Consider the following 25,112-nt stretch of genomic DNA (forward strand, 5'->3'; position numbering starts at 1 on the left):
ATTTTTATTTACAAATCAAATTCTGCATTTATCGGAAAAGCAACATTTATGTTTTTTTTAGAGAACACCATCCCGAATAACGCTGTTGTAACAAAAATGGAATACCGACATTTTTATTATTCAATATTTTCGCTAATTTTACATATATTTTTCTCTGTGTAAAAAGACAAAAAATGGAAGACAAAGGCGGTAAAATATCTGTACTATACGTTGATGATGAGGAAAATAACTTAATTTCTTTTAAGGCGACTTTTCGGATAAAATACAAAGTTTATACGGCTATTAGTGGAGCAAAAGCCATAGACATTGTGAAAACAAAACCCATTGACATCATCATTACTGATCAACGTATGCCTGGAATGACGGGAGTAGAATTTCTGGAAGAGATCATTAAAATTAATCCCGATTCGATGCGTATTCTACTGACGGGTTATACAGATATGAGTGCTGTCATTGACGCTGTCAACAAGGGAAAGATTTTTCACTACCTCAACAAACCTTGGAGCGAAGAAGAGCTCGATGAAACCATACAACGAGCTTACGATATTTATGCGGAGAAGAAAAAGATACTAGAAACATATTCTAAACTTGAGGTTTCTAACGAACAATTAGAATTTTTACTCCGCCAAAAGTTACTTTCCTAACGCAGATATCTGTTTTTAGATCCCTTAATTATTTACTGGGGATTTTCACTTTAAAACAAGTGCCTACGCCAAGCTGCGATTCCACCTCAATAGAACCTTGTATTTTTGAAACAGCCCCCTGTACATTATAAAGACCGAAGCCCATGCCCTCTGCCTGATCACTATCTCTAAAGAAAAGTTTAAAAATATTATGTATATTTTGAGGAGAAATACCAATGCCTTTATCACTTACTTCTATAAATGCATAACCATCCGTAACTTCCACAGAAAGATCGACTTCTTTTACTTTAGCATCCTTTTTTTGATATTTAAAGGCATTCGATAGCAGGTTATGGAAAATTAATTCCAACACCGCTTTATCCCCTCGAAAAGTCTCCTGCTGACTAACAGTAATATTAAATATCGTCTCATCATTCTGCGTATATATCTTATAGAATTGTCGGATATTTTCAGAAAGCTCTTTAAAATTAATCGGAGAAATAGTAAGCTCTCCTCTTCGCAGCAGGTAATAGTCGCGTAAACTATTGATATAATCATCAAGCATCGACACAGAACTTTCCATCAAGCCTAACAACTCGCGTATTTCATCTATGCTATCTAAAGTCGATGCCAACTGGGTAGCCGATAAAATGCCCGTAAGCGGATCCCGAAGATCATGACTTACACTGTATGCAAACTTATCCAGCTCGTCGTAGGCCTTTTCCAATTCCTCATTTCGGATATCCAGCAAGGAGGTGGCAATATAAAATTTATTCGCTTCTTCAATAGCAGAAATAATCTCTTCTTCCATCCAAGGTTTGCGGACAAATCGGAAGATATGCCCCTTATTGATCGCCTCTATCACCGTTTCCATGTCAGCATGAGCTGTCAACAAAATACGAATTGGTCGGTTAAAATCGCTTTTTATACGATTGAAAAAGTCCGTTCCCAATTCACCCGGCATTCGTTGATCACAAAAGATGATACGTATATCCGGATGCTGACGCAGAATCTGTAAGCCTTCTGTCGTATCTAAGGCTGTAAAAATCTCATAACGATACCGAAAGTTAGCTTTAAAGCTAATCAAATTGTTTACTTCGTCATCGATATATAATATTTTTGCTTCTTCTAGCATGATTTGGTAGCGTAAAAATAAAGGGAATAACCCTAACAACGAAATTAGCGATATTCTACCAATTAACGGCTATTTTCAATAAAGTTTTGTTGAATGGGAATAATGATCGTAAATACTGTTCCTTTGCCTTCTTCCGATTCGACTTCAATTTTTCCGTGATGCTTTGCAATCGTATTGTACGTAATGGACATGCCCAAACCAGTCCCCTCACCCACGTCTTTAGTGGTGAAAAACGGTTCAAAAATCTTTTCCCGAATATCTTCAGGTATACCAACACCGTTATCAGCTATTCGAATATAAATATTTGTAGGTTCTTGATGAATACCCGTCTCGATTTTTAGCTGACCACCCGGTTTGCTGTCAAATTTCTGATTGATAGCGAAAATAGCATTATTTAAAATGTTCAAGAATACTTGGTTCATCTTCCCTGCATCGCATTCTATTTTTGGTAGATCTCCGTATCTTTTCTCTACGGCTATCCCTTCTTTGATTAGTGTATTCAAAATAACCATAGTCGACTCTAAGCCTTCATTTATATCGACAAATTTGAAGCTGCCTTCATCTACTCGGGAGAAAATACGCAAACTCTTGACGATTTCGGCCGTTCGGTGAGCACCATCATGCATGCCTTTAAGTAAAAAGTCGACTTCAGTCTTCAAATACACAATATCGATATCTTCTTTGTATGCCTGAATACGCTCTTGCTTGTCTTCGACGGACAAGTTCGGAGAAAAAGCTATCCGTTCCACCTCATCCAATGTATCCCAGATCATTTTTATGTCCCGTTTAAGTGGAGCAACGTTGGACGTCACAAAGTTGATCGGGTTATTAATTTCGTGAGCGACTCCAGCTGTAAGTTGACCTAACGAAGCCATCTTCTCTGCCTCTACAAGTTGCGATTGCGTTTCTTTTAAATGGAGTAATGTTTCTTGAAGGGACACATTGGAAGCTGTAAGTTCTTGCGTCCGCTCGTCTACTTTCTGCTCCAGAAGTATATTTTGCTCACGGACTAGCCGCTCATTTTCAAGCAAAATTGCCAATTCCCGTGCTTGAGAGGCGTCCTTTTCCTTCTTCAAGATATTGATACGCGCTGCTAGGGCAAAAGAAAGTAAAGCCATTTCTATGATAGATGCCAGTCTAAAGGAATTGCTCGTAAACGTTGTGTAAGGTAGAACACCATAGTCTTTCAAAAGGAAAATTAATGCACCTATCAACAAGATCGCCCAGGCCATAAAAAAGTATACGGCTGGTCGGTACCTTTTCAGGAGAAGATACATGGAAACCGCGAATAGCGTCACGGCTTCTAACGTTGTTGCGATTTGCATGATTTGGAACCCCAATCGTTCAAACCCTGCTATTGTAGCGATAAAACCTGTAGCGAACAACAAAAAGAGACCAAATAGTGCTAACCTCGAGAGTCGTGAATTTTTCTTGAGATTTAAGAAATGATCGGCAAAAAAGAGTACCGCGATCCCACTGATACATGCGAAAAGAATTACACTTATTTCTTCCCACATGGGGTTATTGGGCCAAAGGAATTGAAAGTTAAATCCCGCAATACCGCATTGTGTCAAGCCTAAAAAGACGACATAAATTACATAATGTAGATACGAATAGTCACGGACAGAAAGAAACAAGAAAAAGTTGTAAAGTGCCATGATGAGCACAACACCTAAATAAAGTCCCAATAAAATATCTGTCACACGTATTTCTTGCCAAACATGCTCTTGTACACCTAACGAAAGTGGTAGGATAATTTGTTCAGCACTTCTAACACGCAGATAATATTCCTTCGATTCAAATGGACGAACATACACATCGAAGACATAATTAGGATGTTTATAAAGTCGATCAGCAAATTTTTTAAAGCTTCCTAAATGGGCGATAGAATTTAAACGCCCCATTGCGTCCACTTGATAAAGTTCCACATCATCTAACAACGGATACGCAACGTTTAATAAAAAACGTGACCGTCGGCTCTCGTTTTTTACCTCAAACCGCACCCAAGTGTTGTGACGACTCAAGCCAAGATTCGGATTTACGACTTGGCTGTGTATAAATTCGTCACGCAGCGAACTGATCTCTTCCGCACCTATCTGTCGATCTGGCTTCAAGATATAAAGACCGGAATCCAGTCCAACTAATGTAACATCATCTGTTAATCTTATTTGACCAAATATCCCTAACGGAAATAGTATAAAAAGAATAAAGAGCCGAACATTCATATCATTTTACACCCGATACCACCACTATATTCATACTACAAGAAAAAAAGCCTTGTTCATCCGCATATTTCTGTGCAGCCACGAAATCGTCATGTTCGGCTTGCGTAATCAAATCAAGCGTCAACATTTCCGCGATCATCTTATCGATCCACAAATAAGTACATGCATCGTTGTAGCTGCTTAGGACAAAAGGCGTAACTTCCAGCGTAATTTCCCGAAAACCTATGTTTCTCAAATAGGTTGTTAAAGATTGTGCTGCTTTTCCATTATTTACTTTTTTTGTTGATAGATAATTATTAAGCTTATCTGACACGGATAAATTTCCATTATAAAACGAAATACTTTTCCAGTCAGATTCTACGATCACCGCCCTACCGCCAATCTTCACTACACGATATACTTCCTTAAAAAGTGCGACGGGTTTGGCAATATGCTGAACTAATCGCTCCATACGTATCCCACCAACGGCCTCGTCATCCAATGGAAGATGAAGAGCATCTCCCACAAAGAACTCTACATTATTATATATTTCAATCAGCTCCTTCGCTTTACTTATCATCTTTGGATCATGGTCTATACCGATAAAATGGAGATTGTTCCCCTGGAAAGCACGAGCCATATGGCATAAATCTTGTCCCGTTCCACACCCTAAGTCAACAATCGTTCCCCCATCAGGTGTGGATTCAAAATAGGTATACGATTTATGTTTGACCCCCTGAAGTAGCTTCATCGTTTCCGATAAATAATCTATGTTATAGTGTTTTTCAGCCATTGTTTTATTTTCAGAATATACTTGGTTCCGTGTCGTTAAACGATTGATCATTGATATTGTAACGGGACATGCCTTGTATCAGTTTTTTAATGTCCCAATTTTTCAAACTATCTAACTGCAGACTGTAGTGAATCTCAATTTCTTTAGAACGTAGTTCTTCTATACGTATAACCTCACCTTGTGCCCTTAAGTCCATAATAGCATTTTTATCCATCTCCGATGCCAACGGTAGATGCTGTACATCGTCCAAGATCATAGTTGTTGCCACCAAATCGAGCTTCGGATAATAAAAAGTACCATTATTTCCCACGCTGGTTTCTTGACGATACCCCACACTTTTCGTTAAATTTATAGTATAGGGTGCGCAAAGTGCAAATAGTGATTTTATGCCTATCCGAGGCGCAATAGCAATCGCTGCTCGTGTAAGAAAGATACTTCCGATGCCATATCCGGCTATCTCCCGGGAATTCCACAAGCCACAACCCTCACCCGTTCCTTCCTGTGCATATTCCCACACCAGGTCGAAAATTTTGGGATCCATTTTTCCCGTTGCTTCCTCAATAGGCAAGGGTTGCGTACCTCCAGACACATGTATCCGCGCACCACCATACACACGCTCTCCGTCCAAAGATTCTACAATTAACACGAAAGCAGCCGGATTATACATCCAGTCATTTTTTGAAGAGGTTACTTTCTTTACGCCTATTGCCGTCAATACGTGCTCATGTCCTTCAATAAAACGTTCACACGTTTTAGGATCATCAATAGCTCGGAATGCTCTGAGTCGGACTACCGGGCGTCCATCTTTAAATATTAATGCCACGTTAAAGGTTAAAATTTTATCTACACTAACAAAACTACTCAAAAGTCTTGTATATGACATGTATTCCGCGACATTTTTCCATAAGAAATAGGGAACAAAAAATTACAACGACACTTTTTAGAAAAAAACCATTTGCTGCAAATCGTGTTTTATAGTCAACCCTTTTACAGAAATACTATGGCAAAACTTATAGCAGACCAACTCGTAGAAACAATCGCGCAGGCGGGCATTAAACGTATTTATGCCGTTGCCGGCGATAGCCTAAATGAAGTAAATGACGCCGTCCGCCGATCTAGTGATATCGAATGGATACACGTAAGGCATGAAGAGACCGGTGCATTTGCCGCTGCTGCAGAAGCGGAGCTCAATGGAATTGCCTGTTGTGCAGGAAGCAGCGGTCCCGGACATGTACATCTTATTAACGGGCTGTATGAGGCACAACGAAACAATGTGCCTGTATTAGCGATCGCTTCAACCTGTGCAACGGAAGAATTTGGCACAGGCTATTTTCAAGAAACCAACACGATAAAGCTTTTTGCCGATTGCAGTGGCTATAACGAGATCGCCACCACGCCGAAACAACTTCCCCGTATGTTGCAGGCGGCCTTACAATATGCCCATACCAATGGAGAAGTAGCCGTTTTGGGACTTCCAGGGGATCTCACGAAGGAAAAAGCCGAAGAAAGTAGCACCTCTCCCTATTTACTTAAACAACAGCCTATTTTCCGACCTTCGGACAGTGAGCTTCGCGAACTTGCCGAACGCTTAAATAAAGCGTCTAAAATCACTATTTTTTGTGGATTTGGTGCAACAGAAGCACATCAAGAAATCATCACCTTGGCAGGCCTGCTAAAATCACCGGTGGCTTATTCCTTTCGAGGCAAGATGGGCATACAGTATGACAATCCGTTTGAGGTAGGCATGACCGGCTTACTTGGGTTACCTTCCGCTTTTTATGCCATGCATCATTCCGAGCTGTTGTTGCTATTGGGAACAGATTTTCCTTATAAGGAATTTATGCCAGATGATCTCGAAATTATACAAGTGGACAAACGCGCAGAGCGTCTCGGACGGAAGGCTAAGGTATCATTAGGTTTAGCCGGAAACATAAAAGACACGTTGGAAGCACTACTCCCTTTAGTTGAAGAAAAAAAGGATGATGCATTCCTACAAAAACAATTGGAGAAATATAAAGATGTTAAAAAATCGCTTCGAACCTACGTAGAAGATACAGGAAAGCACCATGCCATATCGCCTGAGTTTTTGACGGACACCATTAATCGGTTAGCAGATGACGACACTATTTTCACCGTAGATACCGGAATGTGTTGTGTGTGGGGAGCGCGATACTTACACGCAACCGGGAAACGGGTATTATTAGGGTCGTTTACACACGGATCGATGGCTAATGCCTTGCCACATGCGATAGGAGCTGCTTTAGCCAGACCCGCTCAACAGGTTATTGCACTTTGTGGTGACGGTGGGCTATCCATGATGATGGGCGATCTGGCTACCGTCGTGCAATATAAACTGCCAATAAAAATTGTCGTATTCGATAACCGATCATTAGGCATGGTAAGATTGGAAATGCAAGTAGAGGGATTGCCCGATGGCGAAACCGATATGTACAACCCTGATTTCGCTAAAATAGGTGATGCCATGGGGATGCATAGCTTTACTATAGATTCACCCGATGACGTGGAAAGAACATTACAGCATGCATTCACTATTAACGGGCCTGCTTTGATTCATGTATACACTAACCCCGATTCACTCGCTATGCCTCCAAAAATAGAATTTGAACAGTTGAAAGGAATGGCTTCTTCCATGGGTAAAATGATGCTCCATGGTGATTTTAAAGATGTTGCCAATATCATTAAAAGTAACTATAAACACCTTAAAGATGTCTTTTAGATAGTGCGCCTATTACCTATTTCGGTACAGGCGCATTTTCTTCGATCAATCTTTCCTGTTTCAACTCCTCCCAAAAAGCGGCCGATATCTTTTCTTCAAAAGATGCCGCATTTTCTTGGGCTTGCTGAACGGTATGTGCGCCTGGAATAACAGCGGAGACAACCTCTGGAGCAGCGGCAAACTGTAATGCTGCTGTACGTAAATCTACCCGATGATTATCTGCTACGCGTTGCAAAGCAGCAAGCTTTTCTTTTACCCCAGCCGGAAAATCACCGCTATATAGGTAACGATCTTTACCGGCCAGAAATCCCGCGCAAAGCGGAGCGCCTACTACAATTGAAATATCGCGCTCTACGGCTTTCGGAAATACTTGGTTTAAATCATCCCGATGATGAATAAGGGAATATTGGCAAGCTGAAAGAAAGATATCGGGATCGGCAACTTCGATTGTTTTCAAAATAGGCTCAATCATATTGACCCCCAATCCCCATCCTTTAATTAGTCCTTCTTCCCGCATCTTTGTCAATTCCGGCATGGCACCTCGGGCGGCTATTTCGAAATATGTTAACCAATCATCTTTCATATCGCCATTGTCGGGAGACAGATCATGGATAAAGACAATATCCAAAGAGCCGATACCTAAGCGTTGCAAACTAGCTTCCACACTTCTGCGGACACCCGCAGCCGTATAGTCGTATTCATAGGAAAAATTCAATTGCCCTTTCCAGTTCTCTTCCAATTTAAAGTCATCATGCGGATGCAGGATTCGTCCGATTTTGGTAGAAATTACATAGTCTTCTCTTTGTTTGTCCTTCAAGAACAAACCCATTCTGCGTTCGCTTATACCTAATCCATACCACGGCGAGGTGTCGAAATAACGAACGCCAGCATCCCACGCCGCTTCCATGGATTGCAAACACTCCACATCGGGATTGACATTAAAGCCATTTCCCAATGCTACTCCACCAAATCCTACTTTACTGTTCGGTCTAAATCGTTTATGATATCCTGAATTTTGAACTTGTTCCATTGTCTTATTCTTACTATTAATACCTAAATCTGTCGCAAATACAGGGAGCAGTGCAGAAGCTGCCATTCCGGCTGTTGCCAAACCTGTATGCTTTAAAAATGTCCGTCTTTGCATCATATAGCTATTTCGTCACTATTTATCTTTACCCCACCTATCAATTAAAGAACAAACACGGGAAAAGGTTGTTTTGATAATTTCTATATGCGAAATGTAGAAGACTAAATATTTAATAAAGCGTGTTGCGAAGCCGTGAAAATATGACGAAAAACAATATTCAACTCGTTATCACGCTGTGCGCCGGCAATGCCAGCATAAGGAAACAAATCCACTGTTCCTATTCGAATATCACGCACAAGCTCCCTACTTAAATTAGCTATTTCAGACAATAGTATTGCATCCGGCTCTATCTTATCCCATGTTTCGTCTATGAGTTCATAAAAACGATCACGTTTCTTTTCAAAGGCACTTCTTACAACATCGATTTTTTTAAATAATGTTTTTCCTTTCTCCGTCGCCCATTCCGGATCGGAAGACTTCACAAGAAGTTGTTTTTCGAACAGGTCAAGAAAACGTCGAAACATGCCGACATAATTCACGGCTAATGTGCATTCGGCGAAGGTCATAAACGGGTAATAAAAGACAGGTTCATGACTTGTACGGCTTTCGGGACGTAGGTCAAATGCGCGTTCTTTAGAAACTGTCAATTCGTTAATAGAGAAACTATGGCTTGCTGTACATTCTAATCCAAAGGTAGCCCAATCGTAGTGTATAAGTACATCGTTCCGATCTACAAAAAAAGAATGATAGATCGGATTTCCGTTTGCATCGAAGACCGGTTCTCCGTCTTCGTATACCCAAGCGTTCAAGGTAAAATGCGTTAAATGAGGGGCGCCCGTAGCGTATTTCCATGTTCCACTGATCATAAAGCTGCCGCCGACTTTATCGGCCCTTCCGGAAGGCTGACCACTTCCGCCCCAGCACACTTTAGCTTGCTTAAAAACTATTTCTGCTAATGTAGGGTCAATAAATCCCGCGAACATATTAGCACCGGCACAGAGGGTTACCGTCCATCCGAATCCACCATCGACGTATGCCAATTCCTCCAATAATTGGCAACCTTCTTTCAATGCAGCATTTAATCCTCCATAAACATGAGGCACCCATAAGTTAAACCAATTTTGCTGATATATCAATTCCAGCAATTCAGGCGTCAACGCCTTTCTTTCGATGCTGGCGTGTACGTTATCTCTAATAATGTATCGGATATCGGTATGAAGCATCATGCTATTAAAATTGAGTAGACATTATTTTCTTCCATTTGATATAGCCGGATATAGCGACGATAAACAGGAATATGGTTAAACAGGCAAAAAGATATAATTCTTTGTGGAACAACAACGGGATGGCTACAAAGTTACTTATGTTCAATAATATCCAGTTTTCGATTTTACGTTTAGCAAGCAGCCACATTCCTGCCCACGCGGTACTGGACACAAACGCGTCCATTATGGGTACATCAGAATCGGTAAAGTATGTCAAAAAAACGAACAGGAGAACGTAGCCACCTATGACAATCCCAGCAACAACAGACCAGTCTTGTTTACTACACCGAGTAATAGAAACCTGTTGCTGACTTTGGTTTCGAAATTTCCAATACCATAAACCATAAACACTCATAATCAGATAATACGCATTCAGTAAAATCTCGGCGTAGAGTCTCGCATGATATAGCACAGAAATAGTCAGGCAAATGCCGATGATACCAAAGAAATAATTAGATATTTTGTTTTTACGGGATAGCAGCACCTGTACAATGCCAAAAAGCACCGCAAGCCGCTCTAACCATGAGGTTTGAAGAAAACCGTTTTGTATTTGTTCAATAAACTCAGCTATCTGCATATGCTATCCTTCCTACGCCAGCATTACCTGGATCAGGTTCGTCCCGAAAAATAACGGGATCGGGTATATTCTCAGCCTTGTAAGTCAAGTGATTCATGAATCACTTGAAAGCACCCCATAAATTATGTTTTCAGCTTACGCTAATTGCAAAGCTTCTTTTGAGCGACGTCTAACCTCTTCGCACAAGGCCGGATCATTGTTCAAGCTTTTACCCCATGACGGGATAAGTTCACGAAGCTTTTTGCGGTATTCGTCTGATTTTGCTCTTTCCGGAAAACAACGTTTAAGCAGATTGATCATAATAGGCACAGATGTGGAAGCTCCCGGGGATGCACCCAGTAAAGCAGCTATAGAACCATCAGCACTGGATACGACCTCTGTACCAAATTCTAAGATGCCGCCGTGTTTCGGGTCTTTTTTGATGACCTGTACGCGTTGTCCGGCAACTTCTACTTTCCAATCATCCAATTTTGCCGTTGGCATAAATTGCTTTAAGGAATCCAACTTATCCGACGGGCTTTTCATTACCTCAGTAATCAGATATTTTGTCAAATCCAGATTATGTAAACCCGCAGAAATCATCGGTTTGATATTCGATAGTTTAATAGAAGCCGGCAGATCAAAATACGAACCTTTCTTTAAAAACTTCGTCGAAAAACCTGCATATGGACCAAATAACAAAGCCTGTTCACCATCAATATACCGTGTATCTAAGTGCGGAACAGACATTGGAGGCGCACCTACCGAAGCCTTTCCGTATACTTTAGCATGATGTTTTTCAATAATTTCCTTGTTGGTACAACGCAACCATTGTCCGCCAACGGGGAATCCACCATATCCCTTTGCTTCCGGAATACCAGATTTTTCCAGAAGAAGCAGTGAGCGACCTCCCGCACCAATAAAGACGAATCTTGCTTTTATTTTTCGCTTTTCGCCGGTGTTCAAGTCCTTGGTTTCCACTTCCCAACGTCCATCGTCTTCACGTTCGATATCACGTACTTCCTGATTGAGGGAAAGGTTAATATTATCTTTTGTTTGCAGATGGCGAACCAAATCACGCGTCAACGCACCGAAGTTCACGTCAGTCCCAATCTCCATACGCGTAGCAGCCATCACCTCGTCATCGGCACGATTTTCCATCATCAAGGGAATCCAATCTCGTAATACAGCTTTATCTTCTGTATACACCATTCCCTTGAATAAGTTTTCTTTTTCCATCGCCTTATAACGCGTGTTCAGAAACTGAACATCCTTTTCGCCGAACACGGCACTCATGTGTGGTACTTGGCGGATGAATTCAGTAGGATTTTTTAAGATACCCTTTTCAACTAAATAAGCCCAAAATTGTTTAGAAATCTCAAATTGCTCCGCAATATTAATTGCTTTATCTATTTTAACACTGCCATCGGGTTGTTCTGGCGTATAATTTAACTCACATAAAGCGGAATGTCCTGTACCGGCATTATTCCAGGCATCTGAACTTTCGGCCGCGACAACGTCCAACCGCTCGATGATTTCGATATTGATGTCAGGACTTAACTCATTGATTAAGGTTCCCAATGTAGCGCTCATAATACCTGCACCAATCAATACGACATCGACTTCAGATTTTTTAGCTTTTTTACCCATAGTTTCAAAATTGCGTACAAAATTAACATTCAAATCGGTTATAACCGAATGAAAATGTCAAAATTCTTTCATTATTGTTGATATTTTTTTAAAGTAGAGATAATAGGGTAATTAAAGTGCCGCGGAGAATATTCCGGTTCGATTTCTAGAGCTTTGTAAGATCATGAGCGTGATAATCTACTGCTTAATAAAAAAGCCCATGAATATTTGATATTCACGGGCTTTGTGATGTTCGTGTTGTTGACTGGTAAATCTTATGGCTGAGGTTGCGTACTTTGTTCCTGTTGTAATTCTAACACAACACCATCTAACTCACCTTTTATCTTTTCACTATTTTGATAAGCATATACAATCTGCTCAAATTTTTGAACATCTAATCCCTCTTTTTCTATCGCAGCCTCGATATCGCCTCCGATCTCTTGCTGGATAGCTATAATTTTCTCTGAAGCTTTAGCAAACATCTGCTGGTCTTCGGCGCTTTCGGCCGACAGCCCCTCTTCAGAAGCTTGCTGCGCCTGTGCCATCTCATTGAATTTCTGCACCGTCATTCCTTCGTCTTTAATCGCTTTGGCCATATCCTGCTGTACGCTCATCTGTATAGCCTCCACGTTAGAGCTTGCTTTCACGAATGATACTAGTTCGTCTTTTTTGAAATCTTCTTTCAATTTTGGTGTCTGCGCGGCATCCGGAGCTTGCGCCATAGCGCCTAAGCTACCTATCATCACAACGGCTAATAACATTACTTTCAGTTTCTGCATCATAAATGTGTTTAAATTCATCTTCACTCGTATTTCGTTAAAATTTCAATTATCTATAACGAATACACAAAAAATAAGCCACGGTACTGACGAGCTGCACGTATTTAACATCTTTTAGGGAATGTGCGATAAGCGATAATATTTTGTAATTACCTCAATCGCTATTTTGCGTACAGCCGATGGAGCCGCATACCCCAGTCACAAAACATCCGTCGTCAATCATACGGACTTTATGAAATTCTTGGGGTTATAATATTATAAAAATTGCGATACCTCAGGATATTTAACATCTTTGTTGAATATTGAACAGTGGAATTAAAATTTAACAAAAAATAATGAGATGAAATTATTAGAAGGCAAAACAGCTCTAGTTACGGGAGCATCAAAAGGCATCGGCAGAAAAATCGCTGAAGTTTTTGCGCAACAGGGAGCAAACGTTGCGTTTACTTATTTATCTTCTGTAGAAAAGGGAGAAGCGCTAGAAAAAGAATTACAGGCTTTTGGTGCACGGGCAAAGGGTTTTCGCTCCGACGCTTCAAAATTTGACCAAGCAGAAAAATTAATCGAAGATATTGTCGCTGAATTTGGAACAATCGACGTCGTTGTCAACAACGCAGGGATTACAAAAGACGGCCTGTTAATGCGTATGACGGAAGAAAATTGGGATGATGTCATCAACATCAATTTAAAATCCATTTTCAATGTGACCAAAGCCGCCTCGAAAATTATGATGAAAAACCGTAAAGGTTCGTTTATCAACATGAGTTCGGTGGTCGGTGTGCAGGGAAATGCCGGACAAGCAAACTATGCAGCCTCTAAAGCGGGCATTATCGGTTTCTCGAAATCTGTCGCAAAAGAACTGGGATCCCGGAATATTCGTACCAATGTAATTGCTCCCGGATTTATCCGTACAGAAATGACAGATGTGCTTGATCCAAAAGTTGTTGCAGGCTGGGAGGCAAATATCCCATTAAAACGTGCCGGCGAAACAGAAGATATTGCGAATGCTTGCTTATTTTTAGCGTCTGATTTATCTACCTACATCAATGGGCAGGTTCTACCCGTTGATGGCGGAATGCTTTAGTAAGTGCTCACCGAAGACAATCTATTCCGGATTACGAATTATAAGAATTGTAAAAAAATGTTAAAGCCCTTGACAGGAATGTCGAGGGCTTTTTATTTTTATGCCGATAATTAATAAAACCAACTCTTTTTAAAATTTTTACTTTATGCTAAAAAGTCGAATAATCTGTTTATTGGGCATAATTTTGGCATCTAACATTGCCTTTGCTCAACATTTGCAACTGTACACGACCTATCCGAAGATTTCAGTATCTCCGGGAGAAGTCATTGACTACAATGTAGAACTGATCAACAATAGCTCAGTTACACGGAACGGAAGAATCAGTCTGCAAAACTTCCCAAAAGACTGGGATTATGAAATGAAATCTGGAAACTACAGTGCAGAAGAAATCTCCGTTTTACCCAAAGAACGGAAATCCCTTAATCTAAAAGTTATCGTACCGTCTAAAATAGAGAAAGGGCAGTATCGATTCCGACTGGTTGCACAAGGCGAATCATCCTTACCACTAACCGTGGATGTCACCACAGATGGGAAATCATCATCTGAATTCAACAGTCCGCAAACAAATATGGAGGGTTCAGCAAAATCAACTTTTACCTTCAATGCTTCTCTGTTAAACCGTTCTTCGGATGCACAGGTGTATCGCTTGGGTGCCAATCTCCAACCGGGATGGGGAGCGACATTCAAAGTAGACGGAAAGCAGGTATCCTCGGTTAATATAGAAGGTAACCAACGAAAAGATATCTTAATCGAAATCCTTCCTCCGGAAAACATTAAAAAAGGAAAATATACAATTCCATTATTTGCTCAAAGTCCACTCAATCAATCGGATCTTTCTTTGGAAGTCGTCATTACTGGTTCTTACGGAATACAACTGACCACGCCGGAAGGGTTATTGAGTACAACCGCAACGGCCAACCGAAACAAATCGATCCAATTTCTGGTTAAAAATAACGGTAGTTCCGATCTGAATCAAATCAATCTCCATGCCTCCGCTCCTTCGCAATGGGAAGCTCATTTTGAGCCTAGCCGGATCAGCAGCCTTAAAGCCGGCGAGAGCCAAACCGTTACGGCGATCATTAAACCCGCTAAGAAAGCCGTTGCCGGCGATTACCAAATTACATTGGATGTAAAAAATAACGAAACAAGCGACAGTGTTAAATTCCGCGTAACCGTTGAAACTTCATTATTATGGGGATGGGTGGGTATTTTTATTATCGCTATCGCCGTGGCACTCGTGTATTTTTTGATCCGCAAATATGGAAGGAGATAAAATGGATAACCCTATTATTCGTGTACGGCAATTGACGAAAAAGTATGGGGACTTCACGGCAGTAGATCATCTGGATCTCGAAATAGCCACCGGTGAGATTTTTGGTTTACTGGGACCAAACGGCGCCGGAAAATCGACCACGATCTTGATGCTTCTCGGTCTAAGTGAACCAACATCAGGCGAAATAGAAGTTTGCGGTACCGATCCCGTACGATCACCCATCGCCGTCAAGCACTTGGTAGGATATCTACCCGACAATATCGGCTTTTATGAGAGTTGGACTGCACTCGAAAATTTAATCTTGACAGCACAATTGAATGGAATTTCTTATACGGAAGCTAAACGACGTTCCCTTTCCTTATTGGAAAAAGTGGGGCTTCAAGACGTTGCTGGAAAAAAAGTAGGTAAATTTTCCAGAGGGATGCGGCAACGCCTCGGCTTAGCAGACAGTTTGATCAAAGACCCTAAAGTATTAATTCTAGACGAACCTACATTAGGTTTAGATCCCATGGGCGTCAAAGATTTTACTTCGTTGATATTGCGTTTGAGCCGTGAAGAGAAGCTGACGGTCTTGCTATCCAGCCATCAGCTTTATCAAGTACAACAGATTTGTGATCGGGTTGGCTTGTTTATCCAAGGTAGATTGGTTGCCGACGGTCCTATTCAAGATTTAGCTTCACGCCTGTTTCAAGACAAACCACGTCATATCCAACTCAAAGTACATCAAACGGATACACAAAGAGCCCGCGAGATTTTGGAAGAGACGCAAGATGTCAAGACAATCGAACAACAAAATGATCTGTTCCATATCGATGCCGATGAAATCATCGTACATCATCTAGCCAAGAAGCTGGTTGAACACGATATTAATATAATACAGCTGCAGCAGCGCACCTATGGTATAGAAGATATTTATGCACATTATTTCGAAGGAGGGTCTACAAATGACGCTAAATAAAAATAATAATCTGTATGCTTTCTCCATTTTAGTGAAGAAAGAAATTGCTGATCATATTCGAAGCTGGAAATTTATTATCCTGTTGGCTATCATCCTGTTGACGTGTGTAGCCTCTTTATACACGGCTTTGCAGGCATTGAAAAACACGGCGCCTGGTCCGAACGATCCGGATGCAGCATTTTTCTTCCTCAAGATTTTTACCACATCTGATGGTACGATGCCATCGTTCCATCTATTCGTTGGTTTTTTGGGGCCTTTGCTCGGTATCTGTTTGGGGTTTGACGCTGTCAACTCCGAATTTAACGGACGTACCTTGGGTCGCATCCTGTCACAACCTATCCACCGGGATTATTTCCTCAACGCTAAATTTATTGGTGCGTTAACGGTGATAGGTGTTTTATTTACTTCCCTTGTTCTTCTAACCATAGGGACGGCAACGTTACTGGTCGGTTTTCCACCAACCCTTATGGAATGCAACAGGCTTTTCCTCTTCACGCTGTTAACCATCGTATATGTTGCTTTTTGGCTCAATTTATCTATCCTGTTTTCAGTTCGTTTTAGACACACCGCAACATCTGCTTTAGTAGCCATTGCGATTTGGTTGTTCTTCACGGTGTTCTATCCGATCATTATCAATATCGTAGCAAAAGCGGTACAACCGAATCCGTATGCTTCGGAGGCCGAAATCATGCAATATCAACATTTTATGCTGACACTCATGCGCTTTGCGCCTAGCCAGCTCTATAGCGATGGCACCAATATGTTGCTCATGCCATCCATCAGAAGTCTTGGTCCTTTGCACATGGAGCAATTGCAGGGAGCCATTCCATCACCGCTGCCTATCTGGGAAAGTATTAAAGTGGCCTGGTCGCAGATGGTAGCGTTGATCGCCTGTACTATTGTGTGTTTTGCGGCTTCTTATTATTTTTTCATGCGTAAGGAAATTCGGTGCTAAAAAGGGGGAATCTCCCCCTTTGCTATAAAAAGTTTATAATTTTCGTTTACCTACTCTAAAAATAAAATATATTCTCTATATTAGGAAATAATAAGCCAAGAAAACTTACTTAACAACTATAAGCAACGAACGCAAAACGAACAATTGAAAAACGTATACGTGCATGATCGATTCTTCAGCAAGAAAAAACGTCGAAACTAAAAAATACAATGGTTACCTCTCTTTTTTACCTCCTTCGGATACGATATCGCAAGAAGAATCGCCTCTTACGATACACATAGATCAAGCTTCGCAAAACCATTACAGAAAATACCACAATCGTGATTTTTGCTGGTTTGAATTTAAGCATGCCCTTACCGACCAACCCTACCCATTTAAAATCGAAACAAAAGACAACTATCTGTGGATCCTCATTCAACTTTTAGGTAGCGGAAAAATCGAGATAACACCTACCCTTTATGTAAAAGACGGTATCGTCTATTGCTATTACGCACCGAACCGCACAAAAGCTCTTTCGTTAGACCCCGGCAAGAATTGGTTCTTCCTGCTTGGTATCGCTGAACACCATTGGCCCGACCTAGCTGCCGAGTATCCATTACTGCAAGATATAGGCAAGCTCGAAACGACGGATGGAATGGAACATAAACAATTAGTCGGTCAGACCGCTATTCAAGCCAAATTAATGGCAGCGTTGGATTCCCTGCGTCGCTTTGAATTCCGCTCTTTCAGTCTTTCCTTCCGCTTGGCCGCTTGGAATTTGCGTTTGTTCAACCTCGTTTTCCAGGAGTTGAAAGCTCCCGAGAAGCCGCAAGAAGACACATTAATTACATTGTACCATAAAGCGACAAATTATATCCGGGAAAATTTTCGGGAAGAGGAACTCTGTGTCAAGATGATTGCAAACGCTATGCATGTCAGCGTACGGAAATTGTACAGTAGTTTTGAAAACAGACGCTTTTCTGTCATGGGCTATGTGCAGGAACTGCGCCTTGTACTCGCGCGCAATATCCTGACAGATTCGCAGGAAACGATCGCGAGCATCGCCTTCGTCTGTCATTTTTCTTCTGACAAACATTTCAGCCGCCTATTCAAAAAGCGGTTTGGCAAGGGGCCAAACGAATACCGCATCGCTATTCAGGGCAATATTTCCTTTAAATATAAGCGATAAATCGTCGCAGATCCCGGGTTAAAGCTTACTGATTATCACATTCGATATACCTATCCAACCGTTATGTATATCTTCTGTTCTGTCCGGTATACTATTTATCACATCACGTATATACGCTAAGTCGCAAAGAACAACTGTTCCTTCGTCGTGTATATCTCCCCAACCAGAACGTATACTGTTTATCGCATGGGGAACAAACGTTATCACGAAAGGTATACCCGTTAGCCGATTGCATCTACTTTTTACGGTATCACGAATACCAGTAAGAACATCAGGTATATGCGTTGCTGCTTCAAGTATTCCATTTAACGCATGCTGTATACTTTTTGTCTCACTAGGTATTACTTTTATCTCATCAAGTATAACTTTTGCTTCATCAGGTATACTTAACAGTAAGTATATACTTACCATAAAAACAGCCGTTTAAAGCTTTAAACAAATATTTTGAACGGATTTTGCCTCAAGGTGACTATTTGTGCAAGCAAAAAGTGCACCTGTGCGGAAAAGTTTGCACACACAGACCCCAAGTTCACTGAGCACCTGTTCTATATTTGACGCTGTAAACAATAATTTTTTAACACTTTAATTTTTATGACTATGGCAAAGCCAACTTTATCTTCAAAAATTGGAACAGCGACAAAGCTGTTGACGTACGCAGAAAACGTACTCCAAAAATCCAAAGACAATGCGGATCTTTTCACAGATGCTGCAGAAACTATTATCGAACTGGAAGCCGCAATAGCAGCCTACAGAAATGGTCTAACCGAATCTGCTTACCGCGATATGCGGCAGGTGGTCATCAAAAATCAACAGGCAGAGGTACTGAAACAGGTGCTTTACCGCTATTCGCTCTATGTGGAAACAGTAGCCAATGGCGATCCGAACCTTATTTTGGCTTCGGGATTTGTACCCAACAGAAGTACCGTACAGCCGGCAATCGGTATGTCGCCCAAAGCGAACGACTTAAGAGCCGAAGTGAAACACACCGGTACAAACTCGGTAAATCTTCGTGTCGATCCCTGGAAACCGGCAAGGTTTTATCAATTTGAATTTCGTAAGGCCGAAAGCATGAATGGATGGACACCTATTTTAAGCACCAAATCCAGAACCGTGATCGAGGGTCTGGAAGAACGACAAGAGTATGAGTTCCGTGTGACTTATCTGGGTACCGATCCTAGGCCCAATTACAGCGAAACGGTACGTTGTTTCGTAGTTTAGTACGTAAATAAGGTATTCTGGTGCCAGACATGCACCAGAATACCTTATTTAAAGGTTAGCATATTCCTATTTCGATTTTATTTACGTATTTTTAAAACTCAAACAACCGACATGAAAACCATCTATATACATCATCCATTACGTGACATCACCTACAAATCCAAGAACGAACGTTATTTCATGGATTCGGAGCGACAGGCACTACTGGATTACCGCACGGCACACGACGACACCTGGCGGATGAAACTACGCTTCGAAAAGGCAAGAGGAGATGTACATCTGACACAAAACCTACTGCATGATATCGATTATGATCGAGAGGAGCTGGAAGAGATGTTGGAATATTACACGACACAGATTGATCTCACGGATGTCGACATCGCCCATACCATAGAAATCCGGTTTCAAGTGGAACTGCGAGACTTTTATCTCCAGGTACGTAAACTGCATCAACGCATCATCAAATTCTACGATCATGTAGCTGCACTGGAATCCGAATACAACGAACTGATTGACACTTACTTTAGATCGGGTAAACCCATCGACCCACTCAATTTTAGCATACTAGACGATATTTTTAAATTCCATGAAGACCGGGAAACGAATATAAAATCCTTAGATAAAGATTTACAGGAATTTCTCCAAACGCTTAACGCGGTATATGCTATTTTGGACGAATACGTCCAACTATACAGTGAATTTTCCCAGCATTATAGCGCAAGCCTACAAAAAATAGAACAACTGATGAAAGCTACGCAAAAGCTGAATAGTATTTGGGGTGATGAGGGATAAGTTATAAGTGATACGTATATTTGCGTAACGATATGGGTATACAAGAACGTATTTTTTCGATTGATAGCGAGGCAGCATTTAACGAGGTTTGTTTAGAAGTATACCACTATCAAAAAGATCATTGTGCGGTATATGGCAAATACGTAGACCTGCTGGGCAAAGGAAAAGCAAGCGTTAGCCACTACACACAAATTCCTTTTTTACCGATCGATTTTTTTAAAACGCAACAGATACTTGCAGAAGGGCGTCAAACTGAAATTACGTTTACCAGTTCGGGTACAACCGGTATGGTTACAAGTCAGCACCATGTCGCAGACATCTCTTGGTATGAAAAGAGCTTTCGCGCTTGTTTCCAACAGTTTTATGGCGAGATACAAGATATCGCTGTGTTAGCACTTCTCCCCTCCTATTTGGAGCGCTCCGGATCTTCACTCATCTATATGGTTGACGATCTCATCACTCGAAGTCAGCATCCTTCATCGGGTTATTTTTTATACAACCACGAAGACCTATATAACACGCTTCATGAACTAAAACAGAAGCGCATAAAAACATTGTTGATCGGCGTGACGTACGCTTTGCTAGATTTTTGCGAGCAGTACCAAATCGATTTTCCTGAACTTATGGTGATGGAAACCGGCGGCATGAAAGGGAAACGAAAAGAAATGATTCGGGAAGAGCTACATCAAATCTTAACCAGGGGTTTTGGCGTAGAAAAAGTACATTCCGAATACGGCATGACCGAACTGCTCTCACAGGGTTATTCTTTTGGAGGAGGAATTTTTCAAACACCGCCTTGGATGAAAGTTTTGATACGGGATACAGACGATCCGCTTAGCCTTGTAGAGCACGGAAAAACCGGTGCCATCAATGTGATTGACCTCGCCAATTATTATTCTTGCTCCTTTATTGCTACACAAGACCTCGGGAAATTGTATACAGACAGTTCCTTTGAAATCTTGGGACGCTTCGACAATAGTGATATCCGCGGATGCAATTTATTGGTACAGTGATTAAAATTATTGCAAACTCGGATCATTAAACGTATTCCCCGCTTCCATATCTCCGGTGTCGTAACCTTTTTTAAACCATTGCACACGTTGTTCGGAAGAGCCATGGGTAAATGATTCGGGATTAACATGTCCATGTGCTTGCTCCTGCAAATGGTCATCGCCTACTGCCGCCGCCGCACGCATACCATCTACGATATCGTCATAGGTCAGTTCGATATCAGAATAATTTTTGACATGGTGCGCCCAAACACCAGCATAAAAATCCGCCTGTAATTCCGTCATGACGGAGATCTTGTTATACTCTCGCTCGCTCATTTTTGCTCGCATAGCGTTGGTCTGTTCTAATACCCCCAGTACATTTTGTATATGATGTCCCACTTCATGGGCAATAACATAGGCTAAAGCAAATTCTCCTTTTGCACCGTATTTTTTTGACAGCTCTTCATTAAAGCTTAAATCTAGATAAATCTTTTGATCTCCCGGACAGTAAAATGGTCCAAAAGCCGTTTGTCCCACTCCACAACCAGCTGTTTCCACGGCACCATTATAAACGGTTAACTTGGTGACGGGGTAATCGGATCCATTGGCTGCAAAAATGCTTTTCCATACATCCTCCGTACTGCCTAAAACGACATCGGCAAAATCCATTAGCCTGTCTTCTTCGGGCGTAGACTGGTATTCTCCCTGCTCGGTGGGAGCAGTTTGCTGCATCTGATTCAACAGCTGCTCGGGGTCTCCCCCTAATAAAAAACCAATAATCAGTACGATGACACCACCAATGCCGCCGAGTGTCAGTTTCTGCCCACCACTCATACCTCTTTTATCTTCGATATTGCCGCTTCTACGGCCGCCTTGCCACTTCATAATTTTTTATCTTCTTTTTCCGGGAACACTAAGCAAAAACCTCGCCGCTTCGGATAATTGAGGCAAAATATAGTGCTAACATAACAATTCTATCTACCTCAACCATCCGGATGCGGCCTTAAAAAGTTAAGGAAGAGGCTGTACAATTGTATCAACCCTTCCCTTAACACTCGATGTCGCATCCAAATGTTTTACAATTGCACAAACTTATTTTAGTATTATCCCATATGTAAAACATTTGAAGGACGATTTTTTGCACAACTTTTTTCTAAAACCACGGAGTGCTCATCCATACCTAAAAAAACAAAAACGAATGGATAAAAAGCTATATAAAGAAAATCTTCGTATTTTTGCGGCTCAACCCGATTATCATGTCTTTAGAACAACAGTTAATAGCAAGAAGTAACAATACGTGCGAACTATGTAATAGCACAGCAACATTAACGATATATACCGTACCGCCAACCGATCAGCAAACAGCAGATAACGTTATTTATCTATGTAATACTTGTTTAGATCAAATTGAGAAGAGAGAGCAATTGGACGCAGAACATTGGAAAGTACTTTCTGAAACGATGTGGTCCGAATACCCAGCGGTACAGGTCGTGGCGTGGCGCATGTTGAGTAGGTTACGGCATGAGGGTTGGGCCTCCGACAATCTTGACATTTTGTACCTCGATGATGAAAACCTGGAATGGGCAAAAAAAACGGGCGATCACGAACAAGAAGGAACCGTACAATTTCATGTAGATAGTAACGGTACCCGCCTCTACGAGGGAGATACCGTTGTTCTTGTTAAAACGCTAGATGTGAAGGGATCTTCTCTTTCGGCTAAGCTGGGAACTGTCGTTAAAAACATTCGTTTAGTACCTGACAATCCCGAACAAATCGAAGGTAAAATAGAAGGGCAGACGATTGTTATCTTAACCAAATACCTCCGTAAAGGATAACAACAGCCACCGCTTAGGCTCTATATGTTAGTCGATCAGCGAATCTACCTTATTTTTGTTTGCTGGCAAACCCGATGTATCCGCTCCCATATCTACCGAATCCTGCATTTCATGCAGCATTTCATCGGGTTCATTGAGGTTATAGCGCGAACGGTCCATCTCACCCACTGGCCCTGGAGTGGGTACAGTATCGGTATCTGTAGAACTTCCATTTCCCCCAGAACAGGAGAAAAACAGGGCTGCGGCCAAAAATGTGATGCTGTATTTTATCGTCTTGATCATAGTTATTCGTTTTATTTTCAAAATTTTATTTTAAAAAAGTTAGATAGCTAAAGAGTTAAGAAGTGAGAAAAGTCTAACTCCCTAACCTATTCTAACGCTCTAACCTCTTCTAACTACCTAACAATTTATTTAAATCGTTGCTCGTCCTCCAGTTGCGGGTATAGTTGCTCCCGAAACGTAGGAAGCCGCATCGGATGCCAAGAATATGTATACCGGAGCTATTTCCGCTGGTTGTCCTGGCCGCCCCATCGGGGTATCCTGTCCAAAATTCTCATGATCGGGAATGGTGCTTGGAATTAAGGGGGTCCACACCGGTCCGGGAGCCACGGCATTCACGCGTATCCCGGACCCATCCTGTAAAAACATTTGGGCCAAGCTGGACGTAAAATTTTGAATAGCTCCTTTCGTCGCGGCGTAAGGCAGCAAACTAGGGTTGGGATTATACGCATTTACTGATGTTGTATTAATAATCGACGAGCCAGGAGGCATATGCTTTTTTGCATATTTCACAAAATAGAACATGGCGCTCATATTGACTTGAAAGGTTTTATTCCATTCTTCTTCGGAAATATCCTCCACACCATTGTAACTCATTTGATAAGCTGCATTATTAACCAATATGTCGATTTTACCGAATTTCGCTACTGTCTCGTCAACGATTCGTTTACACAACAATTCATTCCTTATATTTCCTTTAAAAAGCAATGCGGTACGTCCCGATCGTCTTACCCAATCACGTGTATCAAATGCGTCTTCGTCCTCGATATCATCTTTATAAGAAATAACGACATCTGCTCCCTCACGCGCCATCGCTATCGCAACCGCTTTACCAATTCCAGAATCTCCACCGGTTATTATCGCTACTTTTCCTATTAATGTATCACATCCTATATAACTCTCTTCCCCGTGATCAGGCCGCGGCTGCATAGCCGAAGTCACACCCGGCGGCTGTTGATCTTGTTTGGGAAAAGGCGGTTTAGGATATAAGTCCTTTGGATTACCTTTTTTATATGTGTTCATATGCTATCCGTTTAAACATTCCTAATTTAGTGGCGGTGTGGGCATCATCTGTTGCATGGTATCCAAACTATCTCGTTCCAGCGAATCAATAGGCACAATACCCTCATCTAATGGCATATCTTGCTCTATTGGTGTATCCTGGATATTTTCCCGCTGGTTGCCACCGCAAGCATATAACAAGCCGGCCGCTACAAATAACTGTGTATAAAAAATAAGCTGTTTCATGAGGATTTGTTTTAATGGCGATGAAGCTGCATGGATTATACTGTCTTTTATGCATAGAAATTCATGCCGTTCATCTGTTTAATTTTTAGTTCTACATTGTATCTTCGTGTTCATACTTTTCTACAAGGCATTAGTAGAAAAACACAAAATAAATGATGGCGAGGATGATGACGGCAATAACAATTGTCCATTGAATGGTCCGAGCCGCGGGCTTATCATCAGGTTCCTCTTTTGCAACTTCTGGCACCTCTTTCCGTGGCACGCCGTGCATGGATTCATCCATTTCCATTTCATTTTGATCTCTGTTATCTTCCATAAGATTGTTTTTGTTCGTTGATATAAAAACAAACAGTTGGACATTTAGGTTTGAAAACGACAGGATAACGAGTATTTATACCCTTTATAAACATATTTAGATATGCATAACACGTATTTTTATCGATCCAAACCGTATAAAAACCCAAAACATATTCAGATTTACAGCGGTTCAATCTAAAAGATC

The 25,112-nt window shown here is 41.3% G+C and carries 26 protein-coding genes; 11 read left to right on the forward strand and 15 right to left on the reverse strand.

Annotated features, from left to right (window positions below; genetic code table 11):
• Positions 1–173 precede the first annotated feature (173 nt).
• A complete protein-coding gene (locus H8B06_RS07245; RefSeq protein ID WP_130140595.1) occupies positions 174–644 on the forward strand; it encodes a response regulator in 471 nt (156 codons plus the stop codon).
• 28 nt (positions 645–672) lie between these two features.
• Here H8B06_RS07245 and H8B06_RS07250 read toward each other — a convergent pair whose 3' ends face one another.
• From H8B06_RS07250 to H8B06_RS07265, 4 genes are all read right to left on the reverse strand, one after another.
• The gene (locus H8B06_RS07250; protein WP_190993623.1) at positions 673–1,758 is read right to left on the reverse strand and encodes a sensor histidine kinase; all 1,086 of its coding nucleotides are present in this window, start codon (positions 1,756–1,758) and stop codon (positions 673–675) included.
• 62 nt (positions 1,759–1,820) lie between these two features.
• A complete protein-coding gene (locus H8B06_RS20805) occupies positions 1,821–3,983 on the reverse strand; it encodes a sensor histidine kinase (protein ID WP_190993624.1) in 2,163 nt (720 codons plus the stop codon).
• 1 nt (position 3,984) lies between these two features.
• On the reverse strand, positions 3,985–4,755 hold the full coding sequence (locus tag H8B06_RS07260; RefSeq protein WP_190993625.1) for a methyltransferase domain-containing protein: 771 nt from the start codon (positions 4,753–4,755) through the stop codon (positions 3,985–3,987).
• Between the two features lie 10 nt (positions 4,756–4,765).
• Positions 4,766–5,578, reverse strand: a complete 813-nt coding sequence (locus tag H8B06_RS07265) for a hypothetical protein (RefSeq protein WP_130141150.1) — start codon at positions 5,576–5,578, stop codon at positions 4,766–4,768.
• 177 nt (positions 5,579–5,755) lie between these two features.
• On the opposite strand from H8B06_RS07265, the gene H8B06_RS07270 reads away from it, so the two are divergent.
• Entirely contained in the window at positions 5,756–7,492 is a 1,737-nt protein-coding gene (locus H8B06_RS07270) for a thiamine pyrophosphate-dependent enzyme (protein WP_190993626.1), read from the forward strand.
• 16 nt (positions 7,493–7,508) lie between these two features.
• On the opposite strand, the gene H8B06_RS07275 is transcribed toward H8B06_RS07270, so the two are convergent.
• From H8B06_RS07275 to H8B06_RS07295, 5 genes are all read right to left on the reverse strand, one after another.
• The gene (locus tag H8B06_RS07275; RefSeq protein WP_223857518.1) at positions 7,509–8,639 is read right to left on the reverse strand and encodes an aldo/keto reductase; all 1,131 of its coding nucleotides are present in this window, start codon (positions 8,637–8,639) and stop codon (positions 7,509–7,511) included.
• 101 nt (positions 8,640–8,740) lie between these two features.
• On the reverse strand, positions 8,741–9,805 hold the full coding sequence (locus tag H8B06_RS07280; RefSeq protein ID WP_190993627.1) for an acyl-CoA dehydrogenase family protein: 1,065 nt from the start codon (positions 9,803–9,805) through the stop codon (positions 8,741–8,743).
• Between the two features lie 4 nt (positions 9,806–9,809).
• Positions 9,810–10,421 carry a nicotinamide riboside transporter PnuC gene (pnuC, locus tag H8B06_RS07285; RefSeq protein ID WP_190993628.1) on the reverse strand — a complete coding sequence of 204 codons (612 nt, stop codon included), beginning with the start codon at positions 10,419–10,421 and terminating at the stop codon, positions 9,810–9,812.
• Between the two features lie 135 nt (positions 10,422–10,556).
• Positions 10,557–12,050 (reverse strand): malate:quinone oxidoreductase, encoded by a 1,494-nt coding sequence (locus H8B06_RS07290; protein WP_190993629.1) that lies wholly within the window; start codon positions 12,048–12,050, stop codon positions 10,557–10,559.
• 254 nt (positions 12,051–12,304) lie between these two features.
• Positions 12,305–12,829, reverse strand: coding sequence for a DUF4168 domain-containing protein (locus H8B06_RS07295; protein ID WP_190993630.1), 525 nt, complete (start codon positions 12,827–12,829; stop codon positions 12,305–12,307).
• A gap of 319 nt (positions 12,830–13,148) precedes the next feature.
• Between H8B06_RS07295 and fabG the strand changes: the two genes are divergently transcribed.
• The 5 genes from fabG to H8B06_RS07320 all read left to right on the forward strand — a co-directional run bounded on the left by fabG (position 13,149) and on the right by H8B06_RS07320 (position 18,246).
• On the forward strand, positions 13,149–13,892 hold the full coding sequence (gene fabG / locus H8B06_RS07300; RefSeq protein WP_190993631.1) for a 3-oxoacyl-[acyl-carrier-protein] reductase: 744 nt from the start codon (positions 13,149–13,151) through the stop codon (positions 13,890–13,892).
• 184 nt (positions 13,893–14,076) lie between these two features.
• A complete protein-coding gene (locus H8B06_RS07305) occupies positions 14,077–15,165 on the forward strand; it encodes a COG1470 family protein (protein ID WP_223857519.1) in 1,089 nt (362 codons plus the stop codon).
• Positions 15,152–16,123 carry an ABC transporter ATP-binding protein gene (locus tag H8B06_RS07310; protein ID WP_223857520.1) on the forward strand — a complete coding sequence of 324 codons (972 nt, stop codon included), beginning with the start codon at positions 15,152–15,154 and terminating at the stop codon, positions 16,121–16,123. Before H8B06_RS07305 ends, H8B06_RS07310 begins: the two co-directional genes overlap by 14 nt.
• A complete protein-coding gene (locus H8B06_RS07315; RefSeq protein ID WP_190993705.1) occupies positions 16,110–17,078 on the forward strand; it encodes an ABC transporter permease in 969 nt (322 codons plus the stop codon). Before H8B06_RS07310 ends, H8B06_RS07315 begins: the two co-directional genes overlap by 14 nt.
• A 163-nt stretch (positions 17,079–17,241) precedes the next feature.
• On the forward strand, positions 17,242–18,246 hold the full coding sequence (locus H8B06_RS07320) for a helix-turn-helix domain-containing protein (RefSeq protein ID WP_190993633.1): 1,005 nt from the start codon (positions 17,242–17,244) through the stop codon (positions 18,244–18,246).
• Between the two features lie 18 nt (positions 18,247–18,264).
• Here the strand turns inward: H8B06_RS07320 and H8B06_RS07325 are convergent, their stop codons facing one another.
• Positions 18,265–18,657, reverse strand: a complete 393-nt coding sequence (locus H8B06_RS07325; protein WP_190993634.1) for a hypothetical protein — start codon at positions 18,655–18,657, stop codon at positions 18,265–18,267.
• Between the two features lie 186 nt (positions 18,658–18,843).
• On the opposite strand from H8B06_RS07325, the gene H8B06_RS07330 reads away from it, so the two are divergent.
• The 3 genes from H8B06_RS07330 (at position 18,844) to H8B06_RS07340 (ending at position 21,269) form a co-directional block, all read left to right on the forward strand.
• Positions 18,844–19,464 (forward strand): fibronectin type III domain-containing protein, encoded by a 621-nt coding sequence (locus H8B06_RS07330; protein WP_190993635.1) that lies wholly within the window; start codon positions 18,844–18,846, stop codon positions 19,462–19,464.
• A gap of 111 nt (positions 19,465–19,575) precedes the next feature.
• Positions 19,576–20,256, forward strand: coding sequence for a RhoGEF domain-containing protein (locus H8B06_RS07335; protein WP_190993636.1), 681 nt, complete (start codon positions 19,576–19,578; stop codon positions 20,254–20,256).
• A gap of 32 nt (positions 20,257–20,288) precedes the next feature.
• Positions 20,289–21,269: a LuxE/PaaK family acyltransferase gene (locus H8B06_RS07340; RefSeq protein ID WP_190993637.1), complete on the forward strand. Its 981-nt coding sequence runs from the start codon at positions 20,289–20,291 to the stop codon at positions 21,267–21,269.
• Between the two features lie 6 nt (positions 21,270–21,275).
• Here H8B06_RS07340 and ypfJ read toward each other — a convergent pair whose 3' ends face one another.
• Positions 21,276–22,133: a KPN_02809 family neutral zinc metallopeptidase gene (ypfJ, locus tag H8B06_RS07345; RefSeq protein WP_190993638.1), complete on the reverse strand. Its 858-nt coding sequence runs from the start codon at positions 22,131–22,133 to the stop codon at positions 21,276–21,278.
• Between the two features lie 371 nt (positions 22,134–22,504).
• On the opposite strand from ypfJ, the gene H8B06_RS07350 reads away from it, so the two are divergent.
• A complete protein-coding gene (locus H8B06_RS07350; RefSeq protein WP_190993639.1) occupies positions 22,505–23,083 on the forward strand; it encodes a PhnA domain-containing protein in 579 nt (192 codons plus the stop codon).
• Positions 23,084–23,110: 27 nt separating this feature from the next.
• Here the strand turns inward: H8B06_RS07350 and H8B06_RS07355 are convergent, their stop codons facing one another.
• From H8B06_RS07355 to H8B06_RS07370, 4 genes are all read right to left on the reverse strand, one after another.
• Complete coding sequence (locus H8B06_RS07355; RefSeq protein ID WP_190993640.1) at positions 23,111–23,365, reverse strand: hypothetical protein; 255 nt, start codon at positions 23,363–23,365, stop codon at positions 23,111–23,113.
• Positions 23,366–23,494: 129 nt separating this feature from the next.
• Positions 23,495–24,385 (reverse strand): SDR family oxidoreductase, encoded by an 891-nt coding sequence (locus H8B06_RS07360; RefSeq protein WP_190993641.1) that lies wholly within the window; start codon positions 24,383–24,385, stop codon positions 23,495–23,497.
• Positions 24,386–24,406: 21 nt separating this feature from the next.
• The gene (locus H8B06_RS07365) at positions 24,407–24,610 is read right to left on the reverse strand and encodes a hypothetical protein (protein WP_190993642.1); all 204 of its coding nucleotides are present in this window, start codon (positions 24,608–24,610) and stop codon (positions 24,407–24,409) included.
• A 130-nt stretch (positions 24,611–24,740) separates the two neighbouring features.
• Positions 24,741–24,926 (reverse strand): hypothetical protein, encoded by a 186-nt coding sequence (locus H8B06_RS07370; protein WP_190993713.1) that lies wholly within the window; start codon positions 24,924–24,926, stop codon positions 24,741–24,743.
• Positions 24,927–25,112: the final 186 nt, after the last annotated feature.

The organism is Sphingobacterium micropteri (genome assembly GCF_014692515.1).
Classification (GTDB): domain Bacteria; phylum Bacteroidota; class Bacteroidia; order Sphingobacteriales; family Sphingobacteriaceae; genus Sphingobacterium; species Sphingobacterium micropteri.